This is a genomic window from Nocardia fodinahabitans, from assembly GCF_052983615.1.
Window position 1 is genome coordinate 6,245,900 of sequence record NZ_JBRJJC010000001.1, and the last position, 24,968, is coordinate 6,270,867.

The following is a 24,968-nucleotide window of genomic DNA, read 5'->3' on the forward strand; positions in this document are numbered from 1 at the left end:
CCGTGTACCTGTGGGGCTTGATCACCTCCCTCGGAGTGATCGCGGGCTTCGGCGCGGTTCTGCTGGCCAACGCCAGACACTTCTACACCGACGACACCGAGTCCCAGTACGTGCCGCTGTGGGTGATGCTCGGCAGGCGGCTGCGCGACGGTGATCTGCCGGTGATGGTGCCCGAGCACTGGATGGCCGGAAACTACTCGATCGAAGAAGCGGGACTGCTGAATCCGCCGCAGCTGCTGATCGATCTGATCGCGCCCTCGGTCGACAATCTGGTGCTGTACGCGACCGTGGTGAAGCTGATCTTCGCGATCATCCTCGGACTGGGCGTCTACCGGATCTGCCTGGCCTACGGCTCGAAGGTGCAGTGGGCCGCGCTGGCCGGTGTCTCGATCCCGTTCACGGGGTGGCTGCTGTTCTTCGACGAGGCCAGCTGGATGACCGCGTTCACCGGCACCGCCTGGATGGTGCACGCGTGGGCCTCGGGCGTGCGCTACGCGCGGGGACCCCGCCTGCTCGGTCAGCGCTCGGAGGCGGTAGCGGAGGGTGACCACGCGGAGCGCCCGAGCAGGCTCGTCGGATACTGCGGGCCGATATCGGTGTTCGTCTACCTGTACCTGGCGATCTCGGTGCAGTACATCTTCCCCGCGGTCGAGGCCGGTCTGATGATCGGCGCCGTCGCGATCGGGGAGCTGATCTACCAGAAGGCATGGAAGCCGCCGCTGCGGCTGCTGATGGTCTCCGGGCTGGCCGCGCTGGCCGGGCTGGCGACCTATCTGCCCTCCATGCTGTCGGCGAAGGTGACTTGGCGCGGTACCGCCCAGATCAACAACGACCAGTTCCTCACCGTGCCGTGGTCGGAATCGCTGAACGCGAGCCTGCCCTCGACGCTGCCCGCCTTCACCTCCTGGTGGGGCTACGTGCAGCCGCTGCCGGTGGTCTACATCGCCTGGTTCCTGATCCCGGCGCTGGCGTTCATCGACTGGGGCAAGGCGCGGGCCGCGTGGCGCGAGCTCAGCGGCATCGCGCTGTTCGCGATCGCGGCGCTGATGTGGACCGCGGGTCCGGGCACGATCGGTCCGCTGCGCTGGCCGGCGCGCGTGCTGCCGATGGTGGCGCTGGGTCTGCTGCTGCTGGTCTGTGTGCTGCTCGGCCGGTTCGCGACCTTCAAGGACTGGCGTTCGCGCGGTATCGCCGGCGCGGTTCTGATCGGCCTGTTGTGGGTGCGCTCGTTCTCGGCCGACCCGCACAACTGGCTGGTCCACGTCGGCGCCGCGCTGGTACTGGCCGCGCTCGGTGCCGGGGTGGTGTGGCTGGCGGTGCACAAGGGCACCTCGGCGGCGGTCGCGCTGGCGATCGTCGCGGTGTTCCCGATCGCCTACTTCCAGGTCGACCGGGCGCAACCGACACCGATGAGCTGGAACCTGCCCAGCGACCGCGCCGCGGCCATGGCGGCGTTCCCCGACTTCGCGGGCACCACGCTGCAACTGGGTGATCGCGCGCTGATCCAGCCGGCGGAGCGCACCCTCGACGGGGCCTACGGCTCGCTGGTATTCGGCAACTACGCCAAGGACCTCGAGCTCACCTATGTCAGCGGGTACACCCCGAACGGGCACTACTGGTTCGGCGACATGCTCTGCATGCGCTGGGACACCAGCGTCTGCCCCGACGCGTACCGGCGCGCGTTCGCGGTCGAGCCGTCGACCGGCAAGACCATCGTCGACCTGATGAACGTCGACCGCGTCGTCCTGCAGCGCGCGCTCTACCCGGACGCCCGCACGCAGGAAGCTCCCGCGGGCTGGAAGTGGGTCGACTACCCGGGCCACGAGAAGTACATCGCGGTGCTCGAACGCGAGAACGGTCTGATCTCCACCCGCAACGGCCGCGTCTCCGCGGTCGAGGGCGGCACCGCGGTCTCGGTCTCGGAGACCGACACCACCAGCCGGGTCAGGGTCAGTTCCGAGAACGGCGGCCGGGTGGTGTTCGCGCGGCTGGGCTGGCCGGGCTACCGGGTGAGCATCGACGGCAAGGACGTGCCGTTCGAGGTCGTCGCCAAGAGCTTCGTCGCGGTCGACATCCCGGCGGGCACCCGCAACGGCGACCTCGAGCTGACCTGGCGTCCGCCGGGCTGGAAGATCGGTGGCGCCGCCATCGCGCTCGGCCTGCTCGGGCTCGGGGTGTTCCAGTGGCTGTACGTGCGCGGGCGCAAGCCCGAGGACGAACAGGACGCGCCTGCGGCCGAGTCGATCCCCACCGACGACGCCGAGCTCGCGGACGCGGTGCGATGACCACCGAGGCGGCGTCGGCCGGCGGCGTGCTCGAGACGCCGGGCCCGCTGCTGCGGATCGTGAAGCGCCAGGAGTTGGCGTTCGCGATCGTGGGCGGGTTCAACACCCTGCTCGGCATGGCGCTGGCGGTGTTCTGGCTGGGGGTGCTCGGCGACGGCAGGCCGGGTCTGGCGGTCGTGGCCGCCTACGCGGTGAGCACCGTCGTCGCGTTCGTGCTGCACCGGACGCTGGTGTTCCGGGTGCGCGGGCACCTGCTGCGCGACTTCGTCGCCTTCTGCGGGGTCAACGCGGGCGGGCTGGTGCTCAACGTGATCCTGGTCGAGGTGGCCGTGACGGCGCTGGGGTTCCCGGCCGCGCCCGCGTCGGTGATCGTGATGGGTCTGGTCGCGGTGCTCAGCTTCTTCGGGCACCGCTACATCTCGTTCCGGCGGGCGCGGTAGGTTAGGGACATGGCGCACGAATCCACCATCGACGCAACCCTGCTCGGCCTGCTGGCCTGCCCCCAGGACAAGGGCCCGCTGCAGCTGGTGCGCACCGAAGCGGACGCGAGTGTGCTCTACAACCCGCGCCTGCGCCGGGCCTACCCGATCGAGAACGGCATCCCGGTGCTGCTGATCGACGAGGCCCGCGACGTCGACGACGCCGAGCACGAATTCTTCACCGCCCAGTCCTGAGCGGCACGGCGAACAGCGCGGCGGCACTGGCGATCAGCGCGATCCCGGTCAGCAGCAGCGCCGGTCGTCCACCCCACACCTGCCCGAGCACCCCGACCGCCACCGTGGTCGCGGCGACGACCGCGCTGTTGGTGACGGTCCAGGCGGTCAGCACCCTGGTGGTGACGCCGGGGGCGATCCGTTCGAGCCGATAGGTCGCGAACACCGGGGTGAACACGGCCATCGCCGCCACGATCCAGGTCTGGATCACCAGCACGACGACCATCCCCGGCACGCCCGGCGGGGTCACCGCCAGGCCGATCGACGCGCCGACCCGCGCGATCCCCGCGCCGCGCAGAACCGGTCCCGCGCCGAAACGGCGCACCAGCGGCCCCGTCAGCCGGGTCGCCGCGAGACCGCCCAGGCAGGGCAGTCCGAGGACGACCCCGTATTGCCACGTCGCGAAACCGAGATCGCGGATGAGCAGCACCGTCAGTACGGGCGCGCTGCCCATGATCAGCCCGCTGACCAGACAGGTGTTCACACACAGCCAGCGCAGCGCCGGATCGGCGACGATGATCCGCATACCCGCCGCGGTACCGCCGGCGACCGATGACCTGGCCGAGACCGATTCGCGCGCCCGGATCCCGGCCAGCGCGCAGGCCGACCCCAGATAGCTGACCGCGTCGATCGCCACCGTGATCACCGGCCCGAACACCCCGAGCAGCACCCCGCCGACGGGCGGCCCGGTCGCGGTGACCGCCCACTGCGTCGCCTCGAGCCTGCTGTTGGCGGCGAGCAGCAGCTCCGGCGGCGCCACCGCGCGCAGCAGCGAACCACGGGCGGCGGTGAACACGATCGTCGCCGCCGCGGTGACGGCCGCGACCACCACCAGTAGCCCGAACCCGAGCATCCCCAGCCACCACGCCGCGGCCACGCTCGCCAGCACCGCGCACCGCACGAGATCGGCGCCGATCAGCACCGCGCGCTTGGGCGCGCGCTCGGCCCAGCCACCCAGCGGCGCCGCCAGCACCGCACCCGCCGCGGGCCCGATCGCGGCCAGCGCCGCCACCGCGAACGCCCCGGCCCGCAGCTGCGTCACCGCGAGCAGGGCGAACGAATCCAGCGCGATCCGGCTGCCGAGGGCACTGACTCCGAACGACGTCCAGAGCCGGGCGAAGTCGCGACCGAGCCGGGGCGCCGAGACGGCGGTGCTACGCATGCCCGATACCGAAACACCGCGCACCCCAGCCGATCAAACAACGCATCGCGCGATCCGCACAACCCACGGTGGTCCGCCGATGTCCGCACGTCTGGCTAGGGTGGGTCCCGTGGATTTCCGAGCCGTCGCCACCTTCGTCGCCGTCGTCGACACCGGGCAGTTCCAGGAGGCCGCGATCGATCTCGGTATCAGCCAGCAGGCGGTGTCCAAGCGCATCGCGGGCCTCGAGACCGCGTACGGCACCCAGTTGTTCCGCCGCACGCCGCACGGTGCCGAGCTGACCGCGACCGGCCGGGATCTGCTGCCGCACGCCAGGGAGATCCTGCTGGCCTGCCGCCGCGCGGAGGCGGCGCTGCGCCCACCGACGCGACCCCTGCGCGTCGACGTGATCGCCACCCGGGTCGGTTCGGCCGCCCTGCTCCAGCGCTTCCATCGCGCCCACCCCACCGTGCGGCTCGACGTGCTGACCCTGCGTGGTGACGCGGCCCTGCGGGCGGTCGCGGACGGCGAGATCGACGCGGCGCTGCTTGCGGTCGCGACGCCGACGCTGCCCGAGGCCGTCCTCGCCCGCCGGGTCTACGACGAACCGCTGCAACTGCTTGTCGGCGCGGAACATCCACTGGCCGAACGGCATTCGATCCGAATGGCCGAGCTGCGCGAGGTTCCGCTGTGGATGCCGGGAGTGGTGCCCGGCACCGAATGGGACGCCTACTATCGCGACCTCACCGCCGATTTCGCGCTCGACATCGACCGTGCCGGGCCCAATTTCGGCATGGAACACCTCCTCGACACGATCGGCGACGACCCGCGGATCGCGACCCTGATCGGCGTCGACACCCGCATCGACGCCGCTTCGCGCCGGAACCTGCGCCGCATCGAGCTGACCGACCCGACCCCCTGCTACCCGTGGTCGGTCTGCGTGCGCGCGGACGACCCGCATCCGGACGCGGCCACCCTGCTCGCGCATCTCGCGCGCGACCGCCCCGCCGAACCCGCCGACCGCTGGCTCCCGCCGTGGTCACCCGCCGAACATGACCTCCCCACGCTGCCGCATCAGGTGTGAGCGTTACCTCAGTCGCTGCGCTCGTGCTGAATCACATGCCGCCGGTACCGATTTCGCCGGTCAGGTAGCGCTGCACCGAGGGGCCGACCGCGGCGACGACCTCGTCGATCGGCATCGAGGCCAGCGGCTCGATGCCGACGATCTTGCGGGCGGTGAGCAATCCGACCATCTGCGCGGCCGCCAGCGCCACGCGCGCCCGGCCGTCGTCGGTGGGGGTGGCGATCCGCACCCGTACCCGTTCGAGCACCACCTGGAGCAGGAACGACCGGGCCAGATTCGTCTCACCGCCGCCGAAGATGCTGCGCACCATGGCAACGATGCCCGGCCCGGCGGGGGAGTCCCACACTCCGACCACCGCGCGCACGATCGTCGCCCCGAGGTCGTCCAGTGGCGCGCGGTCGACCGCGGTCAAGGTCGCCTCCGGGTCGGCCGGGAACTCCACGACCGCGGCGAACAACTGCTGTTTGGTGCCGAAATAGTGGTGCACCAGTGCGGGATCGACATCGGCGTCGCCGGCGATCGCCCGGATCGAGGTCTTGTCGAAACCGGTGTCGGCGAACCGGATCCGGGCCGCGTCGAGGATCGCCGCGCGCGTATCGGTATTGCCGGGCCTGCGCCCGGTCCGACCGGATCGCGCGGTGCCCGAACCGGATTCGCCGTCACTCATGGATCTGTCGCTCCTCAACCGCTAGGGGGTCCGTCGACGCAGGGTAGCCGCGCCGAGGATCAGCGCGACCACCGCGAACCCGGTAACGATCGCTATGTCGAGCCACATGGTCGCGGTCGGCTCCGGGTGCAGCGACACCTGCTGCAGCGCGTCCACCGCGTAGCTCAACGGCATCAGACTGCTGATCGCCTCCAGCCACTCGGGCAGCCGGTCGCGCGGAACGAGCAAGCCGCACAGGAAGATCTGCGGCCCCACGATCACCGGCATGAACTGCACGGCCTGGAATTCGGTGCGCGCGAACGCGCTGGCCAGCAGGCCCAGCGCCACGCCGCACACCGCGTCGATGATGGCGATGAGCATGACCCAGCCGGGATTGCCCGCCGCGTTCATACCGAGCAGCCAGAACGCGACCAGGCAGGCGACGGCCGCCTGCGCGGCGGCGGCCAAGGAGAAGGCGCTGCCGTACCCGGCCAGCAGGTCCAGCTTGCGCAACGGGGTGGTGAGCAAACGCTCGAGCGTGCCCGAGGTGCGTTCGCGCTGCATCGCGATGGCGGTGATCAGGAACATCACGATGAACGGGAGGATACCGAGCATGGTGATGCCGACCCGGTCGAAGATCGTCAGCGGCGCGTGCGGCGCGCTCGGGGCGTCCTGGTAGATGAAGTACAGCAATGTCATCAGCAGGGCCGGGACCACCAGGATCATGGCCACGGTGCGGTGATCGTTGCGCAGCTGCCGCAGGATCCGGCCGGTGGTGGCGGTATAGGGGCGCAGGGTGGTACTCATGCGCGCTCTCCCATCGTGATCAGGGTGAGGAAAGCGGTCTCGAGGTTCTGTTCGTCGGTGCGCTCGCGCAGTTCGTCGGGGCTGAGCTGGGCGAGCAGGTGGCCGTCGCGCATCAGCAGCAGCCGATCGCAATGGTCGGCCTCGTCCATCACGTGACTCGAGACGAGCAGGGTCGTTCCGGCCGCGGCCAATTCGCGGAACTGCTTCCACAACTCCACCCGCAGCACCGGGTCGAGGCCGACCGTCGGTTCGTCCATGACCAGCAGTTCCGGCTTGCCCACCAGTGCGCAGGCCAGTGATGCCCTGGTCTGCTGCCCGCCCGAGAGCCGGTCGCCGAGCTCGTCGGCGTACTCGGCCAAACCGACGGCGGTGAGCGCGGATTCGATGTCGTCGCGATCGCAGCCGTAGAGGGCGGCGTAGTAGGCGACGTTCTCGCGGACGCTGATGTCGGCGTAGATGCTCGGCGCCTGGGTGACGTAGCCGACCCGGCGGCGCAGCCCGGGGGTGCCCGCCGGTTCGCCGAGCACGGTGACGCTGCCCGATTCGACGATCTGCGTGCCGACGACGCTGCGCATCAGGGTGGTCTTGCCGCAGCCGGACGGGCCGAGCAGGCCGGTGATCGAGCCGCGTGGGATGTCGAGCGTGAGCCCGTGCAGAACGGTGCGTTTCCCGCGGTTGACGGTCAGTCCGTCGACCCGGATCGCGGTCGGTGACGGAGTGGGGTGCGACATGGTCGCCTCAATTCATCGAGTGTTGAATTCACTACGTGATGAATTTAGCGCGACCATATCGGCGTGACAAGGGTCAGTGCGCGTGTCGCGGGGGTGTCGCGGCCTGCTGACCAGGCTCGACGACCACGAACTGGCCCATCATTCCCAGATCCTCGTGCCAGAGCAGGTGGCAGTGATACATGTACGGCGTGTCCGGATCGGCGGGCCCGTCGAAGCGCAGGGCCAGCGTCGCGGTGGTGTTCGGCGGGAGGAAGATCGTGTCCTTGGCGCCGGTCAGCTCGGGCGGCGGCGGAGCACCCGCATAGTCGAGAACCCGGAACTGCACGTCGTGGACATGGAAGTTGTGCGGCATCCCGTCGGCATTGCGGACCACCCATTTCTCGGTCGTGCCGCGGGTGACGGTCGCGTCGACGCGGTCCATCGCCATCGGCGAGCCGTTGATCCCGGCGAGGGTGAGATCGAAACGGCGCTCCACCGCGACGTCGGAGCCGTCCGGTGTCGACGGGGGCACGAGAGCGTCGGGCAGTTCGGGGGAGGGGCGCAGTGCGTTCGATGCTCGGAGTTCGAGGACATCGAACCGGTCGTCGCCCCCGGAGAACCGGTTGGTCCAGAAGTCCAGGCCGACATCGAGCTGCTCGCTGCGTAGCACCGCGCGCTCACCCGGCCGCATCCGGACCACGATCTCGGCGCGCTCACCGGGCGAAAGACGCACGGCCGTCATCGTTTCCGGGCGTTCGAGCAGACCGCCGTCGGAGGCGATCAGCGAGAACCGCTTGCTGTCGCGGAAGGCGAAGTTGTAGATCCGCGCGGTCGAGGCGTTGAGCAGGCGCAGCCGGACCAGCTCGTCGCCGACCTCCTGGTACGGCGCGAGGGTGCCGTTGACCAGCAGGCGGTCGCCGAGGAAGCCGACATCGCGGAAGGCCGCGTGGCTGCCGTCGAACCGGTCGCCGAGCAGGCGCATGTCCTGCACGATCACCGGGATGTCGTCGACGCCGTAGGTGTCCGGCAGCGGCAGTGCGCTCGCGGCGTCGTCGTCGATGAGGAACAGGCCTGCCAGACCGCGGCGCACGTGGTCCTCGGTCGCGCCGTGCGGGTGCGGGTGGTACCAGAGCGTCGAAGCGGGTTGCGCGACAGTCCATTCCGGCGTCCAGGTCTGGCCCGCGTCGACCATCTGGTGCGGTCCGCCGTCCATCTTCGCGGGCAGGTGCATGCCGTGCCAGTGCACCGTCGACGCCTCGGGCAGCTGGTTGCGCACGCGGACCCGCACCTGCTCGCCGCGGGCGGCTCGCAAGGTCGGACCGAGGTAGCTGCCGTTGAACCCCCAGGTCTCGGTCGCCCGGCCGGGCTCGAATTCCGTGGTGCCGGACTGCATGTCGAGGGCGAACACCCGGGTGCCGTCCGGGTCGACGGCCGAGGGCGCCAAGGGGGGAATCGCGAGTGGCCGGTCGAATTCCGTGGTGCCGACCGTGGAGATATCGGCGCGGGCCCAGGTCCAGGTCACCAGACCGGCGATCGCGAGCACCAGGGTGAGTGCGAGCGCGCCCGCGCCGAGCAGGATCCGGCGCACGCGGCCGGGTCGAGAAGGGGAAGCCATGTCCCGACGGTAGGGACGGTGGCCGGGCTCGCACATCGGGAAGAATCCCCCATCCGACCCTGGCCCGTACCCTGATCACATCGATATTCCGCCAGGTCATCACCGGTTTCCGAACCCCGATCGGGTGATGTGACGCGGGTCACAAAGACTGGATGTCACCTTCCTGCGAGGTCGTTTGTCCTATCGACATCCCACCGACAAGGAGCACCGCAATGAACACCACCACCACGCACCGCATCGTCGTCCTCGGCGCCGGCTACACCGGCATGCTGGCCGCGATCCGCCTGGCCCGGCGAACCCGCAAGCTCGACGTCGCGATCACCCTGGTCAACCCGTCGGCGCGATTCACCGAGCGGCTGCGGATGCACCAGATCGCCGCCGGACAGGAACTCGCGCACCACCACATCCCGGATCTGCTCGCCGGCACCGGGATCGACTTCGTGCAGGGCTGGGCCACCGCCGTCGACCCGGACGCGCGCCGCGTGCACGTCGACGGCATCGGCGAGCTCGCCTACGACGAGCTGGTCTACGCCGTGGGCAGCGCCACCGACACGACCACCGTCCCCGGCGTCGCCGAGCACGCCTGGACCCTGAACGACCCTCGTCGCGCGCACGAATTCGCGGGCGAGCTCACCGAACTCGCCGCCACCGGCGGTACGGTGACGGTGTGCGGCGGCGGCCTCACCGGCATCGAAGCGGCCACCGAGATCGCCGAGAGTCACCCCGGCCTGCGCGTGACCCTGATCAGCTCGTCCGAGCCGGGCGCGATGATGGGGGAGAAGGCGCGCGCCCACCTGAACGCGGTGCTGGACCGGCTCGGGATCGTCCGCGCGACCGGCCTGCGCGTCACCAAGGTGCTGCCCGACGCGGTCGAGCTCGCCGACGGCACCCGGATCGACGCCGACCTCACCCTGTGGACCAGCGGCGTGCGGGTGTCACCGCTGGCCGCCGAAGCGGGGATCGCGACCGACGAGCGTGGCCTGATCGTCGTCGACTCCACCCTGAAGTCGGTGTCGCACCCCACGATTCACGCGATCGGTGACGCCGCCGCGGTCCGCCAGGCGTGGGGGCAGATCCACGGCACCTGCCAGAGCGGCCTGCCCACCGCCGCCTACGCGGCCGACGCGATCGCCGCCGAACTGCGCGGCAAGACGGTGCGGCCGTTCCGCTTCGGCTACTTCCACCAGCCGGTGAGCCTGGGCCGCCGCGACGCGGTCATCCAGTTCACCAACGCCGACGACACCCCGCGCCGGTTCTACCTGACCGGTTGGGCCGCCCGGACCTACAAGCAGATGGTCAGCAGCAGCCCCGTGCCGACGTTCAAGGCGAGCCGGAAGATGACCATGAACGTCCAGCTGTCCAAGGGCGGCAAGGCGACTCGCGCCACCGCGTGAACGAACCCACGGAGCATGCCATGGTTGACCCCATGCCGGACCAGGATCCCTTCCTCGAACATCGCAGGCTGCTGTTCTCGACCGCCTACCGCATGCTCGGTACCGTCACCGACGCCGAGGACATCCTGCAGGACGCCTGGATCAAGTGGAACGCCACGGATCGGGCCGTCGTCGAGCACCCGAAGGCCTACCTGGTCCGCGCCGTCACCAACCTGTCGCTGAACCGGCTCACCTCCGCCCGGGTGACCCGCGAGACCTACGTCGGCCCCTGGTTGCCCGAACCGGTGCTGACCTCACCCGACATCGCCGAGGACACCGCATTGGCCGATACCGTCTCCACCGCGATGCTGGTGGTCCTGGAAACCCTGACCCCCGTCGAACGCGCGGTGTTCCTGCTGCGCGAGGTCTTCGGCTACTCGCACGCCGAGATCGCCGAAGCCCTGGACCGTTCCGAGCCGAGCGTGCGCCAGATCGCGCACCGTGCCAAGAACCACGTGCAGTCGCGCCGTCCGCGCTTCGACACCGACAAGGCGGCGCGCGCCCATATCACCGAGCGGTTCATGGCCGCGTGTGCGGGCGGCGACCTGAACGCGCTGATGGACCTGCTCGCCCCCGACGTGACCTGCTGGTCCGACGGCGGCGGCGTGGTCACCGCGGCGCGCAGGCCGCTGTACGGCCCCGACCACGTCGCCCGCTGGATTCTCGGCGTGCTGGCCAAACCGTCTTCGGCGGGCGTCGAACTCAGCGCCGCCGAGATCAACGGTGAACTCGGCACGCTCGCCTCGATCGGCGGCAACCCCGGCGCCGCCTTCACCTTCGACCTCGTCGACGGGCGCATCCAGAACCTGCGCTTCCAGGTCAACCCCGGCAAGCTGGCCGGGCTCTACCGCGGCACCGAGCTGCTCGGCTGAATCCCACTGCGGGCGAGTCGACTCCTCGGCCCCGCGGAAGGTCCGCCGACCGCACCTTCCTGCGCGTCCAGATCCGCTACCACTCGAGCCGGATGGCGGCCGCCGGTCAGCACAGCGCCTACGCCTGACCCGCCCGCGCGGCGGGATGGGCGACAATGACGGTCGTGTCCGCTCAGGAACTGGCCGTCGACCCGCCCACCGCCGCGCGCAGGCTGCTCGGCGCGACACTCTCGTCCGGGCCGGTCTCGCTGCGCATCGTCGAGGTCGAGGCCTACGGCAGCGATCCGGCCGGACCGTGGCCCGACCCGGCCGCTCATTCCTGGCCTGGGCCGACCGCCCGCAACGCGGTGATGTTCGGCCCCGCCGGGCGGCTCTACGTGTACCGCTCGTACGGAATCCACCTGTGCGTCAACGTGACCACCGGCTTCGACGGGATCGCCGGTGCGGTGCTGGTCCGGGCGGGGGAGGTGGTCGCCGGGGTGGAGGTCGCCCGCGAGCGCAGGCCAGCGGCGCGTACCGACGCCGACCTGGCGCGCGGACCGGGGAACGTCGGCAGCGCGCTCGGAATCAACCTGTCCGACTACGGGACCGAGCTGTTCGATCCCTTCGCCGAGATCCGTCTGCATCTGGCCGAACCGGTAGCGGCGGCGCAGATCGCGGTGGGTCCGCGCGTCGGCGTCAGTGTCGCCGCCGAGGTGCCCTGGCGGTTCCGGTTGCCGTCCCCGGCGGTGTCGGTCTACCGGCGGAGTCCGCGCGCTCCGGAACTCGCGCCGAAAGATTCTTCGCCGCGGCGATGAATTCCGCGGAACCGGTCCGTCCTATCTGGTGAACGCGCTACTCACCGAGCGCGACCGACCCGAAGGACCCGAAATGACCACCACCGCTTCCGCGAACTTCTCCAACACCACCTACCGCCCCGGCAAGATCCGCAACCGCGTGCTGTGGACCCTGCAGGTGGTGCTCGGCCTGTTCTTCATCATCGCTTCGGGTGGCCCGAAGCTCGTCATCCCGAACATGCTGATGGACAACGCCCCCGAGAACCTGACCATCCCGATCGGGCTGCTCATCTTCATCGGCCTCGCGGAGGTGGCCGGTGGTATCGGCCTGATGGTGCCGCGGCTCACCGCCCTGGCCGCCGCCGGTCTGTCGGTGCTCACCGTGCTCGCCGCGGCGACGCAGGCCTTCATCGCCGACAAGCCGTCGATGGCCATCTTCCCGCTGGCGCTGGCCGCGATCTTCGCCTGGATCGCCTACGAGCGTCGCGGCAGCCTTCCCTCGCCGGCTCGGTGAATCACCGACCGCGCTGAGCATCGCCGGACCGTCGGTCCGGCGATTTTCGGCGTCCGCGGACAACGGTGGGCTTGTCCGCGGGCACAAGGTCTCGGCGCGGAACTCGTTGGCGAATCCTATGGGACGCAGGGCACTTCCGATGCGACGATCGAGGCCTACCCGCCCGGCGCCCTTCGCAGGAGAATTCGTGTTCACCTTCACCAGCAGTGACGGCATCACCATCCACGTCCGGAGCTGGTCGCCCGCCGCCGTCGAACCGGTGGGCGTCGTGCAGATTGCGCACGGGATGGGCGAGCACTCCGACCGGTACAGCCACCTGGCCGCCACCCTCGCGGGTGCCGGCTACGCGGTCTACGCCGCCGACCACCGTGGTCACGGCTACAGCATGTTCTCCGAGCCGGGGCAGCTCGGCGCGGACGGCTGGAACCTGCTGGTCGCCGACCAGGTGACCCTGACCGGTCTGCTGCGCGAGCGTCATCCCGGCCTGCCGGTCACCCTGTTCGGGCACAGCCTCGGTTCCTTCGCGGTGCAGCAGTACCTGCTCGACCACTCCGCGCTGGTCGACGAGGCCGTGCTGTGCGGATCGTCGGCGGTGGACGGCCTGTTCGACGCGATCGCGGCCGCCGGCGGCGACCTGACCACGTTCTTCAACGCGCGCTTCCACCCGACGCGCACCGACGCCGACTGGATCAGCAGCGACGAGGCCCAGGTCGACGCGTATCTCGCCGACCCATGGTGCGGTTTCCCGGTCGACGACGCCAATATGGCGCTGCTCGCCACCACCGCCTACCAGCGCCTGACCGATCCGAGCACCGTGCGCACCGACCTGCCGGTGTACGTCATGGTCGGCGATCAGGATCCGCTCAACGACGGCACCCGGCTCTCCGACCTGCTCGTCCAGCGCTACCGCGACGCCGGGCTGACCGACATCACCTACCGGATCTACCCGGGCGCCAGGCACGAGGTGCTCAACGAGGTCAACCGGGACGAGGTCGAGGCCGACCTCGCCGCCTGGGTCACCAGGGCACGGGTCTGAGCACGCCGTCCGCCGAACACGGCCCGACCTGCGCGCGGGCGATGGAACGAGTACGGAAAGATGGAGCACCGTGACCGGCGACATCTTCGACGAACTGACCTGGCGCGGCCTGATCGCGCAGTCCACCGACCTGGACGAACTGCGAGCCGCGGCCGCCGCCGCGCCGCTGACCCTGTATGCCGGCTTCGATCCCACCGCGGCGAGCCTGCACGCGGGTCACCTCGTCCCGCTGCTCGCCCTGAAGCGTTTCCAGCGCGCGGGCCACCGGCCGATCGTCCTGGCCGGTGGCGCCACCGGCCTGATCGGTGACCCGCGCGACGTCGGCGAACGCACCATGAACTCCACCGACACCGTCGCCGAGTGGGCGGGCCGCATCCGCGCCCAGCTCGAGCGGTTCGTCGACCTCGACGATTCGCCGACCGGCGCGGTGATCGCGAACAACATGGACTGGACCGGCTCGCTGTCGACCGTCGACTTCCTGCGCGATATCGGCAAGCACTTCTCGGTGAACGTCATGCTGGCCCGCGACACCGTCAAGCGGCGTCTCGAAGGTGAGGGCATCTCCTACACCGAGTTCAGCTACATGCTGCTGCAGGCCAACGACTACCTCCAGCTGCGCCGCGAATTCGGCTGCACGCTGCAGGTCGGCGGCTCCGACCAGTGGGGCAACATCATCGCCGGCGTCGAGCTGAACCGCCGGGTCGACGGTGCGCACGTGCACGCCCTCACCGTCCCGCTGGTGACCTCGGCCGACGGCAAGAAGTTCGGCAAGTCCACCGGCGGCGGCAGCCTCTGGCTCGACCCCGAGCTGACCAGCCCCTACGCCTGGTACCAGTACTTCGTGAACACCGCCGACGCCGACGTCGTGCGCTACCTGCGGTGGTTCACCTTCCTGAGCCGGGAGGAACTCGACGCGCTCGAACAGGCCACCGCCGAACGACCGTTCGCCCGCGAGGCCCAGAAGCGCCTGGCCGCGGAGATGACCACGCTGGTGCACGGCGAAGCCGAGACCAAGGCGGTGGAACTGGCCAGCCAGGCCCTGTTCGGTCGCGGCGAACTCCGCGACCTGCCCGCGTCCACCCTGGGTGCCGCGCTGCGCGAGACCGCGATCGACGGCAAGGTCGCCGAAGTGGTGCCCGGTGAACCGAACACGATCGTCGACCTGCTCGTTGCGTCCGGCCTGGCCGAGAGCAGGGGAGCGGCCCGGCGTGTGGTCACCGAGGGCGGCGCGTCGGTGAACAACGAGCGCATCGGCGACATCGAATGGACCCCGTCCGACGCCGACTACCTGCACGGCGAGTGGCTCGTCCTGCGCCGCGGCAAGAAGAACATGGCCGGCGTGCGCCGCATAGCCTGACCTCGCGGTGGAGGCCTGAGTCACATCCGTGTGATTCAGGCCTGCACGCGCGCCAGGTGCGCGGCGCTGACCAGCGCAGATGGCCTGCTGTCCAGGCGATTTGACGCAGCGTTTTCCGGCGCGTAACTTATTGGAAGTCAGAGCGACACGGACACCAACCCGGAGCCGAGACGCTGATCCAGAGGGTCGGCGGGCAAGGGAAAACGCGGTAGGACGGGGAGCGCCTGGCGTTGCCTCGACTGTGTGACCAGCGTTACGATTGACATCGCCTGGAAGTGCAGTTAGGCTGGAACAGTTGCCCAGCAGAAGATCCGGACGAGAGCCGGTGGTTCTGCTTGTGCGTGTGTTCTTTGAGAACTCAATAGTGTGTCGATGAATGTCAGTGCCAATATTATTATTGGTTCCGGCCTTCCATACCCCCCGGTTGGAAGGTTGGACATTTAAACAACAGCAAACTTTTGCTGGTGTTTGGCTTTGCTAGGTTTTCGGACTCTAGTTTAGATATTTCTGATTCGCCTTCGGGTGTTTCAAGAGTCTTCAACGGAGAGTTTGATCCTGGCTCAGGACGAACGCTGGCGGCGTGCTTAACACATGCAAGTCGAGCGGTAAGGCCCTTCGGGGTACACGAGCGGCGAACGGGTGAGTAACACGTGGGTGATCTGCCTCGTACTTCGGGATAAGCCTGGGAAACTGGGTCTAATACCGGATATGACCTTCTGATGCATGTCAGTGGGTGGAAAGATTTATCGGTACGAGATGGGCCCGCGGCCTATCAGCTTGTTGGTGGGGTAATGGCCTACCAAGGCGACGACGGGTAGCCGGCCTGAGAGGGCGACCGGCCACACTGGGACTGAGACACGGCCCAGACTCCTACGGGAGGCAGCAGTGGGGAATATTGCACAATGGGCGAAAGCCTGATGCAGCGACGCCGCGTGAGGGATGACGGCCTTCGGGTTGTAAACCTCTTTCGACAGGGACGAAGCGCAAGTGACGGTACCTGTAGAAGAAGCACCGGCCAACTACGTGCCAGCAGCCGCGGTAATACGTAGGGTGCGAGCGTTGTCCGGAATTACTGGGCGTAAAGAGCTTGTAGGCGGTTCGTCGCGTCGTTCGTGAAAACTTGGGGCTCAACCCCAAGCTTGCGGGCGATACGGGCGGACTAGAGTACTTCAGGGGAGACTGGAATTCCTGGTGTAGCGGTGAAATGCGCAGATATCAGGAGGAACACCGGTGGCGAAGGCGGGTCTCTGGGAAGTAACTGACGCTGAGAAGCGAAAGCGTGGGTAGCGAACAGGATTAGATACCCTGGTAGTCCACGCCGTAAACGGTGGGTACTAGGTGTGGGTTTCCTTCCACGGGATCCGTGCCGTAGCTAACGCATTAAGTACCCCGCCTGGGGAGTACGGCCGCAAGGCTAAAACTCAAAGGAATTGACGGGGGCCCGCACAAGCGGCGGAGCATGTGGATTAATTCGATGCAACGCGAAGAACCTTACCTGGGTTTGACATACACCGGAAACCTGCAGAGATGTAGGCCCCCTTGTGGTCGGTGTACAGGTGGTGCATGGCTGTCGTCAGCTCGTGTCGTGAGATGTTGGGTTAAGTCCCGCAACGAGCGCAACCCTTATCTTATGTTGCCAGCGCGTAATGGCGGGGACTCGTGAGAGACTGCCGGGGTCAACTCGGAGGAAGGTGGGGACGACGTCAAGTCATCATGCCCCTTATGTCCAGGGCTTCACACATGCTACAATGGCCGGTACAGAGGGCTGCGATACCGTGAGGTGGAGCGAATCCCTTAAAGCCGGTCTCAGTTCGGATCGGGGTCTGCAACTCGACCCCGTGAAGTTGGAGTCGCTAGTAATCGCAGATCAGCAACGCTGCGGTGAATACGTTCCCGGGCCTTGTACACACCGCCCGTCACGTCATGAAAGTCGGTAACACCCGAAGCCGGTGGCCTAACCCCTCGTGGGAGGGAGCCGTCGAAGGTGGGATCGGCGATTGGGACGAAGTCGTAACAAGGTAGCCGTACCGGAAGGTGCGGCTGGATCACCTCCTTTCTAAGGAGCACATCTCCACGACGCATCACAGAGGTGAATGTGGTTGTGGCAGAGACCGTTTAGTTCCCATTCGTGGAACTGCGGACGCTCATGGGTGGAACACTGACAACTTTCATTGCATACGGTTTCGGCAAAGTCCGAGGTCGCAATGGGTATACCGACACACTATTGGGTCCTGAAAGAACACGCGAGTGTCTTTCAAGGCGAAAGCAAACGATTCGAAGGGGTCTTCCTCGATACCGCCGGCGGTGACGCTGAGTTGGTCTTGGAACGAGGCTTCTTCGGGTGTGTTGTTTGAGAACTGCACAGTGGACGCGAGCATCTTTGTTAGTAAGTGTTTAAGAGCGTACGGTGGATGCCTTGGCACCAGGAGCCGATGAAGGACGTAGGAGGCTGCGATAAGCCTCGGGGAGCTGTCAACCGAGCTGAGATCCGAGGATTTCCGAATGGGGAAACCCAGCACGAGTGATGTCGTGTTACCCGCATCTGAATATATAGGATGTGTGGAGGGAACGTGGGGAAGTGAAACATCTCAGTACCCACAGGAAGAGAAAACAACAGTGATTCCGTGAGTAGTGGCGAGCGAAAGCGGATGAGGCTAAACCTCAAGCGTGTGATACCCGGCAGGGGTTGCGTTTGGGGTGTTGTGGGGTCATTCTTCTTGATTCTGCCGGATCAAGCGAGAGTAAGAAACCAATGTGTTAGTCGAAGTGGTCTGGAACGGCCTGCCATAGACGGTGATAGTCCGGTAGACGAAAACATGTTGGCTCTCGTGAGTGATACCCGAGTAGCAGCGGGCCCGTGAAATCTGCTGTGAATCTGCCGGGACCACCCGGTAAGCCTGAATACTCCCTGGTGACCGATAGCGGACTAGTACCGTGAGGGAAAGGTGAAAAGTACCCCGGGAGGGGAGTGAAATAGTACCTGAAACCGTGCGCTTACAATCCGTCAGAGCCTTCGTACTTGTACGTGGGGTGATGGCGTGCCTTTTGAAGAATGAGCCTGCGAGTCATCGGTGTGTGGCGAGGTTAACCCGTGTGGGGTAGCCGTAGCGAAAGCGAGTCCGAATAGGGCGTTCCAGTCGCACATTATGGACCCGAAGCGGAGTGATCTACCCATGGCCAGGGTGAAGCGACGGTAAGACGTCGTGGAGGCCCGAACCCACTTAGGTTGAAAACTGAGGGGATGAGCTGTGGGTAGGGGTGAAAGGCCAATCAAACTCCGTGATAGCTGGTTCTCCCCGAAATGCATTTAGGTGCAGCGTCACGTGTTTCACGCCGGAGGTAGAGCTACTGGATGGCCTAGGGGGCCCACAAGCTTACCGAAGTCAGCCAAACTCCGAATGCCGGTGTGTGAGAGCGTGGCAGTGAGACTGCGGGGGATAAGCTTCGTAGTCGAGAGGGAAACAGCCCAGATCGCCGGCTAAGGCCCCTAAGCGTGTACTAAGTGGAAAAGGATGTGGGGTCGCTTAGACAACCAGGAGGTTGGCTTAGAAGCAGCCACCCTTGAAAGAGTGCGTAATAGCTCACTGGTCAAGTGATCCTGCGCCGACAATGTAGCGGGGCTCAAGTACACCGCCGAAGCCGCGGCATTCACACATTATTCTGCTTTCGAGCCAGGAGTGTGGATGGGTAGGGGAGCGTCCTGTGGCCGTGGAAGCAGCGGAGTGATCCAGCTGTGGAGGCCACGGGAGTGAGAATGCAGGCATGAGTAGCGAAAGACGAGTGAGAAACTCGTCCGCCGAATGACCAAGGGTTCCTGGGCCAGGTTAATCCGCCCAGGGTGAGTCGGGACCTAAGGCGAGGCCGACAGGCGTAGTCGATGGACAACGGGTTGATATTCCCGTACCCGTGTATCCGCGCCAAATATCGAATCAGTGGTACTAACTGTCCAAATGTTGTCTTATCGAGCCTTCGGGTGAGAGGGATGATTGCTGCACGGGACCTTCGCTGTAGTAGGTAAGCGATGGGGTGACGCAGGAAGGTAGCTGGGCCAGGTGATGGAATACCTGGTGTAAGCCTGTAGGGCGCAACATAGGCAAATCCGTGTTGCATATAGCCTGAGAGGTGATGCGTAGCCGTTGTGGTGAATTCAGTGATCCTATGCTGCCGAGAAAAGCCTCTAGTGAGTTGGTACACGGCCCGTACCCCAAACCGACACAGGTGGTCAGGTAGAGAATACTAAGGCGATCGAGAGAACTGTGGTTAAGGAACTCGGCAAAATGCCCCCGTAACTTCGGGAGAAGGGGGACCACATCTGGTGACGATCTTTACGGTCTGAGCTGGGTGGGGTCGCAGAGACCAGAGAGAAGCGACTGTTTACTAAAAACACAGGTCCGTGCGAAGTCGTAAGACGATGTATACGGACTGACGCCTGCCCGGTGCCGGAAGGTTAAGAGGACCGGTTAGCGTTTTCGGACGCGAAGCTGAGAATTTAAGCCCCGGTAAACGGCGGTGGTAACTATAACCATCCTAAGGTAGCGAAATTCCTTGTCGGGTAAGTTCCGACCTGCACGAATGGCGTAACGACTTCTCTGCTGTCTCAACCACAGACTCGGCGAAATTGCATTACGAGTAAAGATGCTCGTTACGCGTGGCAGGACGAAAAGACCCCGGGACCTTCACTATAGCTTGGTATTGGTGTTCGGTACGGTTTGTGTAGGATAGGTGGGAGACTGTGAAACTTGGACGCCAGTTCAGGTGGAGTCGTCGTTGAAATACCACTCTGATCGTATTGGACTTCTAACCTCGGACCATGATCTGGTTCAGGGACAGTGCCTGGTGGGTAGTTTAACTGGGGCGGTTGCCTCCCAAAATGTAACGGAGGCGCCCAAAGGTTCCCTCAGCCTGGTTGGCAATCAGGTGTCGAGTGCAAGTGCACAAGGGAGCTTGACTGTGAGAGTGACAGCTCGAGCAGGGACGAAAGTCGGGACTAGTGATCCGGCACCGGCAAGTGGAAGCGGTGTCGCTCAACGGATAAAAGGTACCCCGGGGATAACAGGCTGATCTTCCCCAAGAGTCCATATCGACGGGATGGTTTGGCACCTCGATGTCGGCTCGTCGCATCCTGGGGCTGGAGTAGGTCCCAAGGGTTGGGCTGTTCGCCCATTAAAGCGGCACGCGAGCTGGGTTTAGAACGTCGTGAGACAGTTCGGTCTCTATCCGCCGCGCGCGTTAGAAACTTGAGGAAGGCTGTCCCTAGTACGAGAGGACCGGGACGGACGAACCTCTGGTGTGCCAGTTGTTCCGCCAGGAGCACTGCTGGTTGGCTACGTTCGGAAGGGATAACCGCTGAAAGCATCTAAGCGGGAAGCCTGTTCCAAGATGAGGTTTCTCTCCCACTTGATGGGTTAAGGCCCCCTACAGACCATGGGGTTGATAGGCCGGAACTGGAAGCCAGGTGACTGGTGTAGGTGACTGGTACTAATAGGCCGAGGGCTTACTATCGAAGGTGTTACGCGTCCACTGTGCGGTATCTGAAACAACACACAGATCACCGAGAAGACTCTCCGAGTCTGATCCTTAGATGGATCGGGTTCGGGGTGGCTCTCTGTGTGACAGTTTCATAGAGTTACGGCGGTTATAGCGGTGGGGAAACGCCCGGTCCCATTCCGAACCCGGAAGCTAAGGCCACCTGCGCCGATGGTACTGCACTCGACAGGGTGTGGGAGAGTAGGACACCGCCGGAACATCCTTCGCGATAGGGGACCCAGAATTGGGTCCCCTATCGGCGTTTGTGGGGGCTGCCATGCCCCCGGCACGCCGGGCGGACGATGCCCCGTCCTCCGCCCGTGGTTGAATTCTTGTAGGCGGGGCCACGACAACACTCCCCGAGGCCGGGGAACCTAGAAAGGGATCGCCGTGTCGGAACACAACGACGGACGGAAGCCTTTCCGCCGGGACGGAGACGCCCGCGGTTTCGGCCGGCGCGGCGAACCGACCGATCGCCCCCGTGGCGGACACGGTGATCACCGTGGCGAAGGCGGCGGATTCCGCCGTAACGACGACAATCGTGGTGGCCGTGGCGGTTCCGACCGCTCCGAGGGCCAGCGTGGTGGATTCAACCGTGACGATCGCGGTGGCGATCGCGGTGGTTTCCGGCGCAGCGACAGCGGTGACCGTGGTGGTTACCAGCGTCGCGACGACGCCGGTCGCGGTGGCTCCGGCGACCGTGGCGGCTTCCGCCGCAATGACGACGACCGCGCCCGTGGCGGCTCCGACCGTGGTGGCGATCGCGGCGGTTACCAGCGTCGGGACGACGCGGGCCGCGGCGGCTACCAGCGTCGTGACGACAACGATCGCGGTGGTTTCCGGCGCAGCGACAGCGGTGACCGTGGTGGTTACCAGCGTCGCGACGACGCTGGTCGCGGTGGCTCCGGCGACCGTGGTGGCTTCCGCCGCCGTGATGAATCCGACCGTCCCGCAGGTGGTTTCGACCGCGGCGGCGATCGCGGCGGATACCGCCGCAATGATGACGACCGTCCCCGTGGCGGCTCGGATCGTGGTGGCGATCGCGGCGGCTTCCGGCGCAACGACAACGACGACCGCGCGCGCGGCGGTTCCGACCGTGGTGATCGCGGCGGGTTCCGTCGCGACAACGACGACCGTTCCCGCGGTGGCTCCGGCTTCCGCAGGAACGAAGGCGACGACCGTTCGCGTGGCGGTTCCGACCGTGGTGGCGATCGCGGCGGCTTCCGGCGCAGTGACACCGGTGACCGTGGTGGTTACCAGCGTCGCGACGACGCGGGCCGCGGTGGCTCCGGTGACCGTGGTGGTTACCAGCGTCGCGACGACGCGGGCCGCGGTGGCTCCGGCGACCGTGGCGGCTTCCGCCGCAATGACAGCGACGACCGTTCGCGCGGTTCCTCGGATCGTGGCGGCTTCCGTCGCAACGAGGGTGACGACCGTTCGCGTGGCGGCTCCGATCGTGGCGGCTTTCGTCGCAACGAGGGCGATGATCGCTCGCGTGGCGGCTCCGATCGCGGCGGGTTCCGCCGGAACGAGGGCGGCGATCGCGGTGGGTTCCGCCGCAGCGACAGCGATGATCGCTCGCGCGGCTCCTCGGATCGCGGCGGCTTCCGCCGTGGCGAGAGCTCCGATCGCGGCGGCTACCAGCGTCGTGACGACAACGATCGCGGCCCCCGCCGTGACGACGATCGTGGACGCGGTGGCTTCAAGCGGGGCGGCGACTCCGGCGGTAGCCGCTACGTCGGCGAGGACGGCGCACCGCTGGACGGTACGTACCGCGAAAAGCGGCGCGAGCGCGAGGGCGATGTCCTCGGTGTCGTGTCGTCGGCCGCCGCGAATGCCGAGGCCGCCGAAAGCGAGTCGACCGATCTCGCATCGGCCGACCTCGATTCGACGGTGAACGAAGAGAGCGCAGCAGCGTCCACTGAGCAGACCGACGACACGTCGTCGGCCACGGATCGTGCTGAGGACGTGGACGACAGCGGTCCAGCAGAATCGGCGGACGACGCCGATCGCGCTGGATCAGGCGACGATACGGGTCGGACCGAGTCTGCCGACTCCGCTGATCGCGCCGAGCCTGCCCACAACACTGATCGCACCGAGTCCGGCGACGACGGCGAACGCGCCGAGCCCGATCACCGTGGCGAGACGTCGGACCGCACGGATCGTCGAGCCGATTCCGGCTACGGCGCCCGTGGCGGCGACGATCGTGACGATCGCCGTCGCGGCGGCGAGGGTGCCAGGGCTACCGGCGGACGGTCCTCGGACCGGCGTGCCGCGCGCCCGGACGAGCCGGATCTGCCGGAAGATGTGCAGGCCTCCGATCTCGATCCCGCGGTGCGCCGCGATCTGCTGAGCCTGGACAAGAACAATGCCGAGACCGTCGCCCGGCACATGGTGATGGCCGTCGAGCTGCTCGAGGACGATCCCCGGCTCGCACTGGCCCACGCACGGGCGGCACGGCAGCGGGCGGGCCGGATCGCCGTCGTGCGTGAGACCGCCGGTGTGGTGGCCTACCACGCCGAGGAATGGGCGGAGGCGCTGTCCGAGCTGCGTACCGCGCGCCGCATGTCCGGTGGATCCGGGCTGCTGGCCGTGATGGCGGACTGCGAGCGTGGTCTGGGCAGGCCGGAGCGGGCCATCGAGCTCGGTCGCAGCGAGGAGGCGCAGGCGCTCAGCGGCGACGAGGCCACCGAGCTGCGGATCGTGGTCGCCGGCGCGCGCATGGATCTGGGCCAGTTCGACCAGGCCGTGGTGACGCTGCAGACGCCCGATCTGGATCCGGCGCGCACCGGTTCGGCCGCCGCGCGTCTGTTCTACGCCTACGCCGACGCCCTGGTGGCGGCGGGCCGTACCGACGACGGCCTGCAGTGGTTCCTCAATGCCGCTGCCGCCGACCTGGACGGCGAGACCGACGCCGAGGACCGCGCCGCGGAACTCACCGGCGACGCGTAACCCTCGGTAAGCAACGGCCGCAGGCCGGGAACCGATCGCGGTTCCCGGCCTGCGGCCGTTCTGCGTTGCAGGTCGAGCGGGTACCGGGTACCGGCGAGTGAGTGGTGACCTGAATCACCGGGCCCGGCGACGCGCGCGAGGGCGGGCGTCGAAAAGCGGGCACACCGTGCCCGGACGGTTTCCGCATGCTCGATCATGAAGAGTGCGAGTGCGATTCGGCGGCTCCGCGGACGCGGAGCTGTCGGTGGCCTCGCCTAGGGTCGGCAGAGGTGCTCGGCCCACCAGTGACGACGGAGTGAGGGTGTGTGAACCGGCTACGCGATCAATATGACGCTTTGCTGCTCGATCTGGACGGAACGCTGTACCGCGGTCCCGAGGTGATCGACGGCGGCCCGAAAGCGCTCGCCCCGGATGGTGATTCGGCGCAGCGGTTGGTCTATGTCACCAACAACGCGGCCCGTGGCCCCCGCCCGGTGGCCGAGCATCTGGCGGAGCTGGGCTACCCGGCCACGACCGACGACGTGGTGACCAGCGCCCAGGCGGCGGCCGGGATGCTGGCGCACCGGCTGGCTCCCGGTTCCCGGGTGCTCGTCGTCGGCACCGACGATCTGGCCGCCGAGATCATCGCGGTCGGTCTCGTGCCGGTCCGGCGGTTCGGCGACACGCCGCCCGATGCCGTCGTGCAGGGCCATTCGCCCACCACGTCCTGGCCGGACCTCGCCGAAGCCGTCTACGCGCTGCGGGCGGGCGCGCTGTGGGTCGCCGCCAACACCGATCGCACGCTGCCCAACGAGCGCGGTCTGGCGCCGGGCAACGGCTCGATGGTCGCCGCGCTGCGCACCGCGTCCGATCGTGAGCCGCTGGTCGCGGGCAAGCCGTTCGCGCCGCTGATGGAGGACGCGCTCGAGCGATCCGGCGCCCGCGCCGCGTTGGTCGTCGGCGATCGTCTCGACACCGATATCGAGGGCGCCACCGGGCTCGGGCTCGACTCCCTGCTGGTGCTCACGGGCGTCAGCACGCTCGAGGACGTCCTGATCGCGCCACCGGCCCAGGTGCCCACCTTCATCGCCACCTCGCTCGACGCGCTCAACGACGAGATCGTGCCCGACGCCGTCGCCCCCGCGGCGGTCGCGGAACTGCTGCGACAGCACCCCGGCCGGGCGGTACGCGTGCGCGCGGTCGATTCGGAAATCCGATAGCGTTGACGACACGATGAGTACTCCGAGTTCACCGCCGCCCGGCGCGCCGCAGCCACCCCGTCCAGGGATCCCTCTGCCCGGCAGTCACCTGCCCGGTGGCCAGGCGCGGCAGGAACCGGCCGACCCGCATCGGATCAAGGCTGAGGTCGACGCGCTGCTGGCCGAGCTCGGCGCCGCACCGGCCGCGACCGGACCGGCCGAGAACACCGAGACGGGAGCCGACATCACCCGGCGTGCGCGCATTCTCGAGCAGGCGCACGACGTGCTGGTGGACGCCCTGGCGACAGTGGACAAGATCTGAG

Annotated in this window: 18 protein-coding genes and 3 rRNA genes; 16 read left to right on the plus strand and 5 right to left on the minus strand. The window is 67.1% G+C overall.

Translation table 11 applies throughout. The annotated features are described in order from the left end of the window. The first annotated feature begins 2 nt into the window (after nucleotides 1-2). Genes NV348_RS29410 through NV348_RS29420 form a run of 3 tightly spaced genes read left to right on the plus strand, consistent with a single transcriptional unit; the run spans nucleotide 3 to nucleotide 2,959 of the window. Nucleotides 3-2,285, plus strand: coding sequence for a hypothetical protein (locus NV348_RS29410; protein ID WP_447151179.1), 2,283 nt, complete (start codon nucleotides 3-5; stop codon nucleotides 2,283-2,285). After that, complete coding sequence (locus tag NV348_RS29415) at nucleotides 2,282-2,725, plus strand: GtrA family protein (protein ID WP_218718143.1); 444 nt, start codon at nucleotides 2,282-2,284, stop codon at nucleotides 2,723-2,725. The genes NV348_RS29410 and NV348_RS29415 overlap by 4 nt, the downstream gene beginning before the upstream one ends. 9 nt (nucleotides 2,726-2,734) lie before the next feature. After that, nucleotides 2,735-2,959: a Trm112 family protein gene (locus tag NV348_RS29420; RefSeq protein WP_447149756.1), complete on the plus strand. Its 225-nt coding sequence runs from the start codon at nucleotides 2,735-2,737 to the stop codon at nucleotides 2,957-2,959. Here the strand turns inward: NV348_RS29420 and NV348_RS29425 are convergent. After that, nucleotides 2,943-4,160 carry an MFS transporter gene (locus NV348_RS29425; protein WP_447149757.1) on the minus strand — a complete coding sequence of 406 codons (1,218 nt, stop codon included), beginning with the start codon at nucleotides 4,158-4,160 and terminating at the stop codon, nucleotides 2,943-2,945. The two genes, NV348_RS29420 and NV348_RS29425, sit on opposite strands and share 17 nt — an antisense overlap. 109 nt (nucleotides 4,161-4,269) lie before the next feature. Between NV348_RS29425 and NV348_RS29430 the strand changes: the two genes are divergently transcribed. Beyond that, entirely contained in the window at nucleotides 4,270-5,223 is a 954-nt protein-coding gene (locus NV348_RS29430) for a LysR family transcriptional regulator (protein ID WP_447149758.1), read from the plus strand. A gap of 31 nt (nucleotides 5,224-5,254) precedes the next feature. On the opposite strand, the gene NV348_RS29435 is transcribed toward NV348_RS29430, so the two are convergent. From NV348_RS29435 to NV348_RS29450, 4 genes are all read right to left on the minus strand, one after another. Continuing rightward, nucleotides 5,255-5,890 carry a TetR/AcrR family transcriptional regulator gene (locus NV348_RS29435; protein WP_447149759.1) on the minus strand — a complete coding sequence of 212 codons (636 nt, stop codon included), beginning with the start codon at nucleotides 5,888-5,890 and terminating at the stop codon, nucleotides 5,255-5,257. Nucleotides 5,891-5,911: 21 nt separating this feature from the next. Continuing rightward, entirely contained in the window at nucleotides 5,912-6,676 is a 765-nt protein-coding gene (locus NV348_RS29440) for an ABC transporter permease (RefSeq protein ID WP_447149760.1), read from the minus strand. Then, a complete protein-coding gene (locus tag NV348_RS29445) occupies nucleotides 6,673-7,407 on the minus strand; it encodes an ABC transporter ATP-binding protein (RefSeq protein WP_447149761.1) in 735 nt (244 codons plus the stop codon). The genes NV348_RS29440 and NV348_RS29445 overlap by 4 nt, the downstream gene beginning before the upstream one ends. Before the next feature lie 73 nt (nucleotides 7,408-7,480). Next, nucleotides 7,481-9,001: a multicopper oxidase family protein gene (locus NV348_RS29450; protein WP_447149762.1), complete on the minus strand. Its 1,521-nt coding sequence runs from the start codon at nucleotides 8,999-9,001 to the stop codon at nucleotides 7,481-7,483. Between the two features lie 212 nt (nucleotides 9,002-9,213). Here NV348_RS29450 and NV348_RS29455 point away from each other — a divergent pair, with 212 nt between their 5' ends. The 12 genes from NV348_RS29455 to NV348_RS29510 all read left to right on the plus strand — a co-directional run bounded on the left by NV348_RS29455 (nucleotide 9,214) and on the right by NV348_RS29510 (nucleotide 24,967). After that, complete coding sequence (locus NV348_RS29455) at nucleotides 9,214-10,395, plus strand: NAD(P)/FAD-dependent oxidoreductase (RefSeq protein ID WP_447149763.1); 1,182 nt, start codon at nucleotides 9,214-9,216, stop codon at nucleotides 10,393-10,395. 20 nt (nucleotides 10,396-10,415) lie between these two features. Beyond that, complete coding sequence (locus NV348_RS29460) at nucleotides 10,416-11,306, plus strand: RNA polymerase sigma-70 factor (RefSeq protein WP_447149764.1); 891 nt, start codon at nucleotides 10,416-10,418, stop codon at nucleotides 11,304-11,306. A 164-nt stretch (nucleotides 11,307-11,470) separates the two neighbouring features. Continuing rightward, nucleotides 11,471-12,103: a DNA-3-methyladenine glycosylase gene (locus NV348_RS29465; RefSeq protein ID WP_447149765.1), complete on the plus strand. Its 633-nt coding sequence runs from the start codon at nucleotides 11,471-11,473 to the stop codon at nucleotides 12,101-12,103. Nucleotides 12,104-12,176: 73 nt separating this feature from the next. Further along, a complete protein-coding gene (locus NV348_RS29470) occupies nucleotides 12,177-12,596 on the plus strand; it encodes a DoxX family protein (RefSeq protein ID WP_447149766.1) in 420 nt (139 codons plus the stop codon). A gap of 187 nt (nucleotides 12,597-12,783) precedes the next feature. Further along, a complete protein-coding gene (locus tag NV348_RS29475) occupies nucleotides 12,784-13,632 on the plus strand; it encodes an alpha/beta fold hydrolase (protein ID WP_447149767.1) in 849 nt (282 codons plus the stop codon). A gap of 70 nt (nucleotides 13,633-13,702) precedes the next feature. Further along, a complete protein-coding gene (tyrS, locus tag NV348_RS29480) occupies nucleotides 13,703-14,989 on the plus strand; it encodes a tyrosine--tRNA ligase (RefSeq protein WP_447149768.1) in 1,287 nt (428 codons plus the stop codon). Between the two features lie 537 nt (nucleotides 14,990-15,526). Then, a 16S ribosomal RNA gene (locus tag NV348_RS29485) occupies nucleotides 15,527-17,045 on the plus strand. A gap of 328 nt (nucleotides 17,046-17,373) precedes the next feature. Continuing rightward, nucleotides 17,374-20,491: ribosomal RNA gene (locus NV348_RS29490) — 23S ribosomal RNA — on the plus strand. 125 nt (nucleotides 20,492-20,616) lie between these two features. Continuing rightward, nucleotides 20,617-20,733 (plus strand): 5S ribosomal RNA (rrf, locus tag NV348_RS29495). The 16S, 23S and 5S rRNA genes sit together here, the layout of an rRNA operon. A 1,750-nt stretch (nucleotides 20,734-22,483) precedes the next feature. Beyond that, nucleotides 22,484-23,467 carry a hypothetical protein gene (locus NV348_RS29500; protein WP_447151180.1) on the plus strand — a complete coding sequence of 328 codons (984 nt, stop codon included), beginning with the start codon at nucleotides 22,484-22,486 and terminating at the stop codon, nucleotides 23,465-23,467. 305 nt (nucleotides 23,468-23,772) lie between these two features. Then, a complete protein-coding gene (locus tag NV348_RS29505) occupies nucleotides 23,773-24,666 on the plus strand; it encodes an HAD-IIA family hydrolase (RefSeq protein WP_447149769.1) in 894 nt (297 codons plus the stop codon). Between the two features lie 13 nt (nucleotides 24,667-24,679). Then, nucleotides 24,680-24,967, plus strand: coding sequence for a hypothetical protein (locus NV348_RS29510; RefSeq protein ID WP_447149770.1), 288 nt, complete (start codon nucleotides 24,680-24,682; stop codon nucleotides 24,965-24,967). The last annotated feature ends 1 nt before the right edge of the window (nucleotide 24,968 follow it).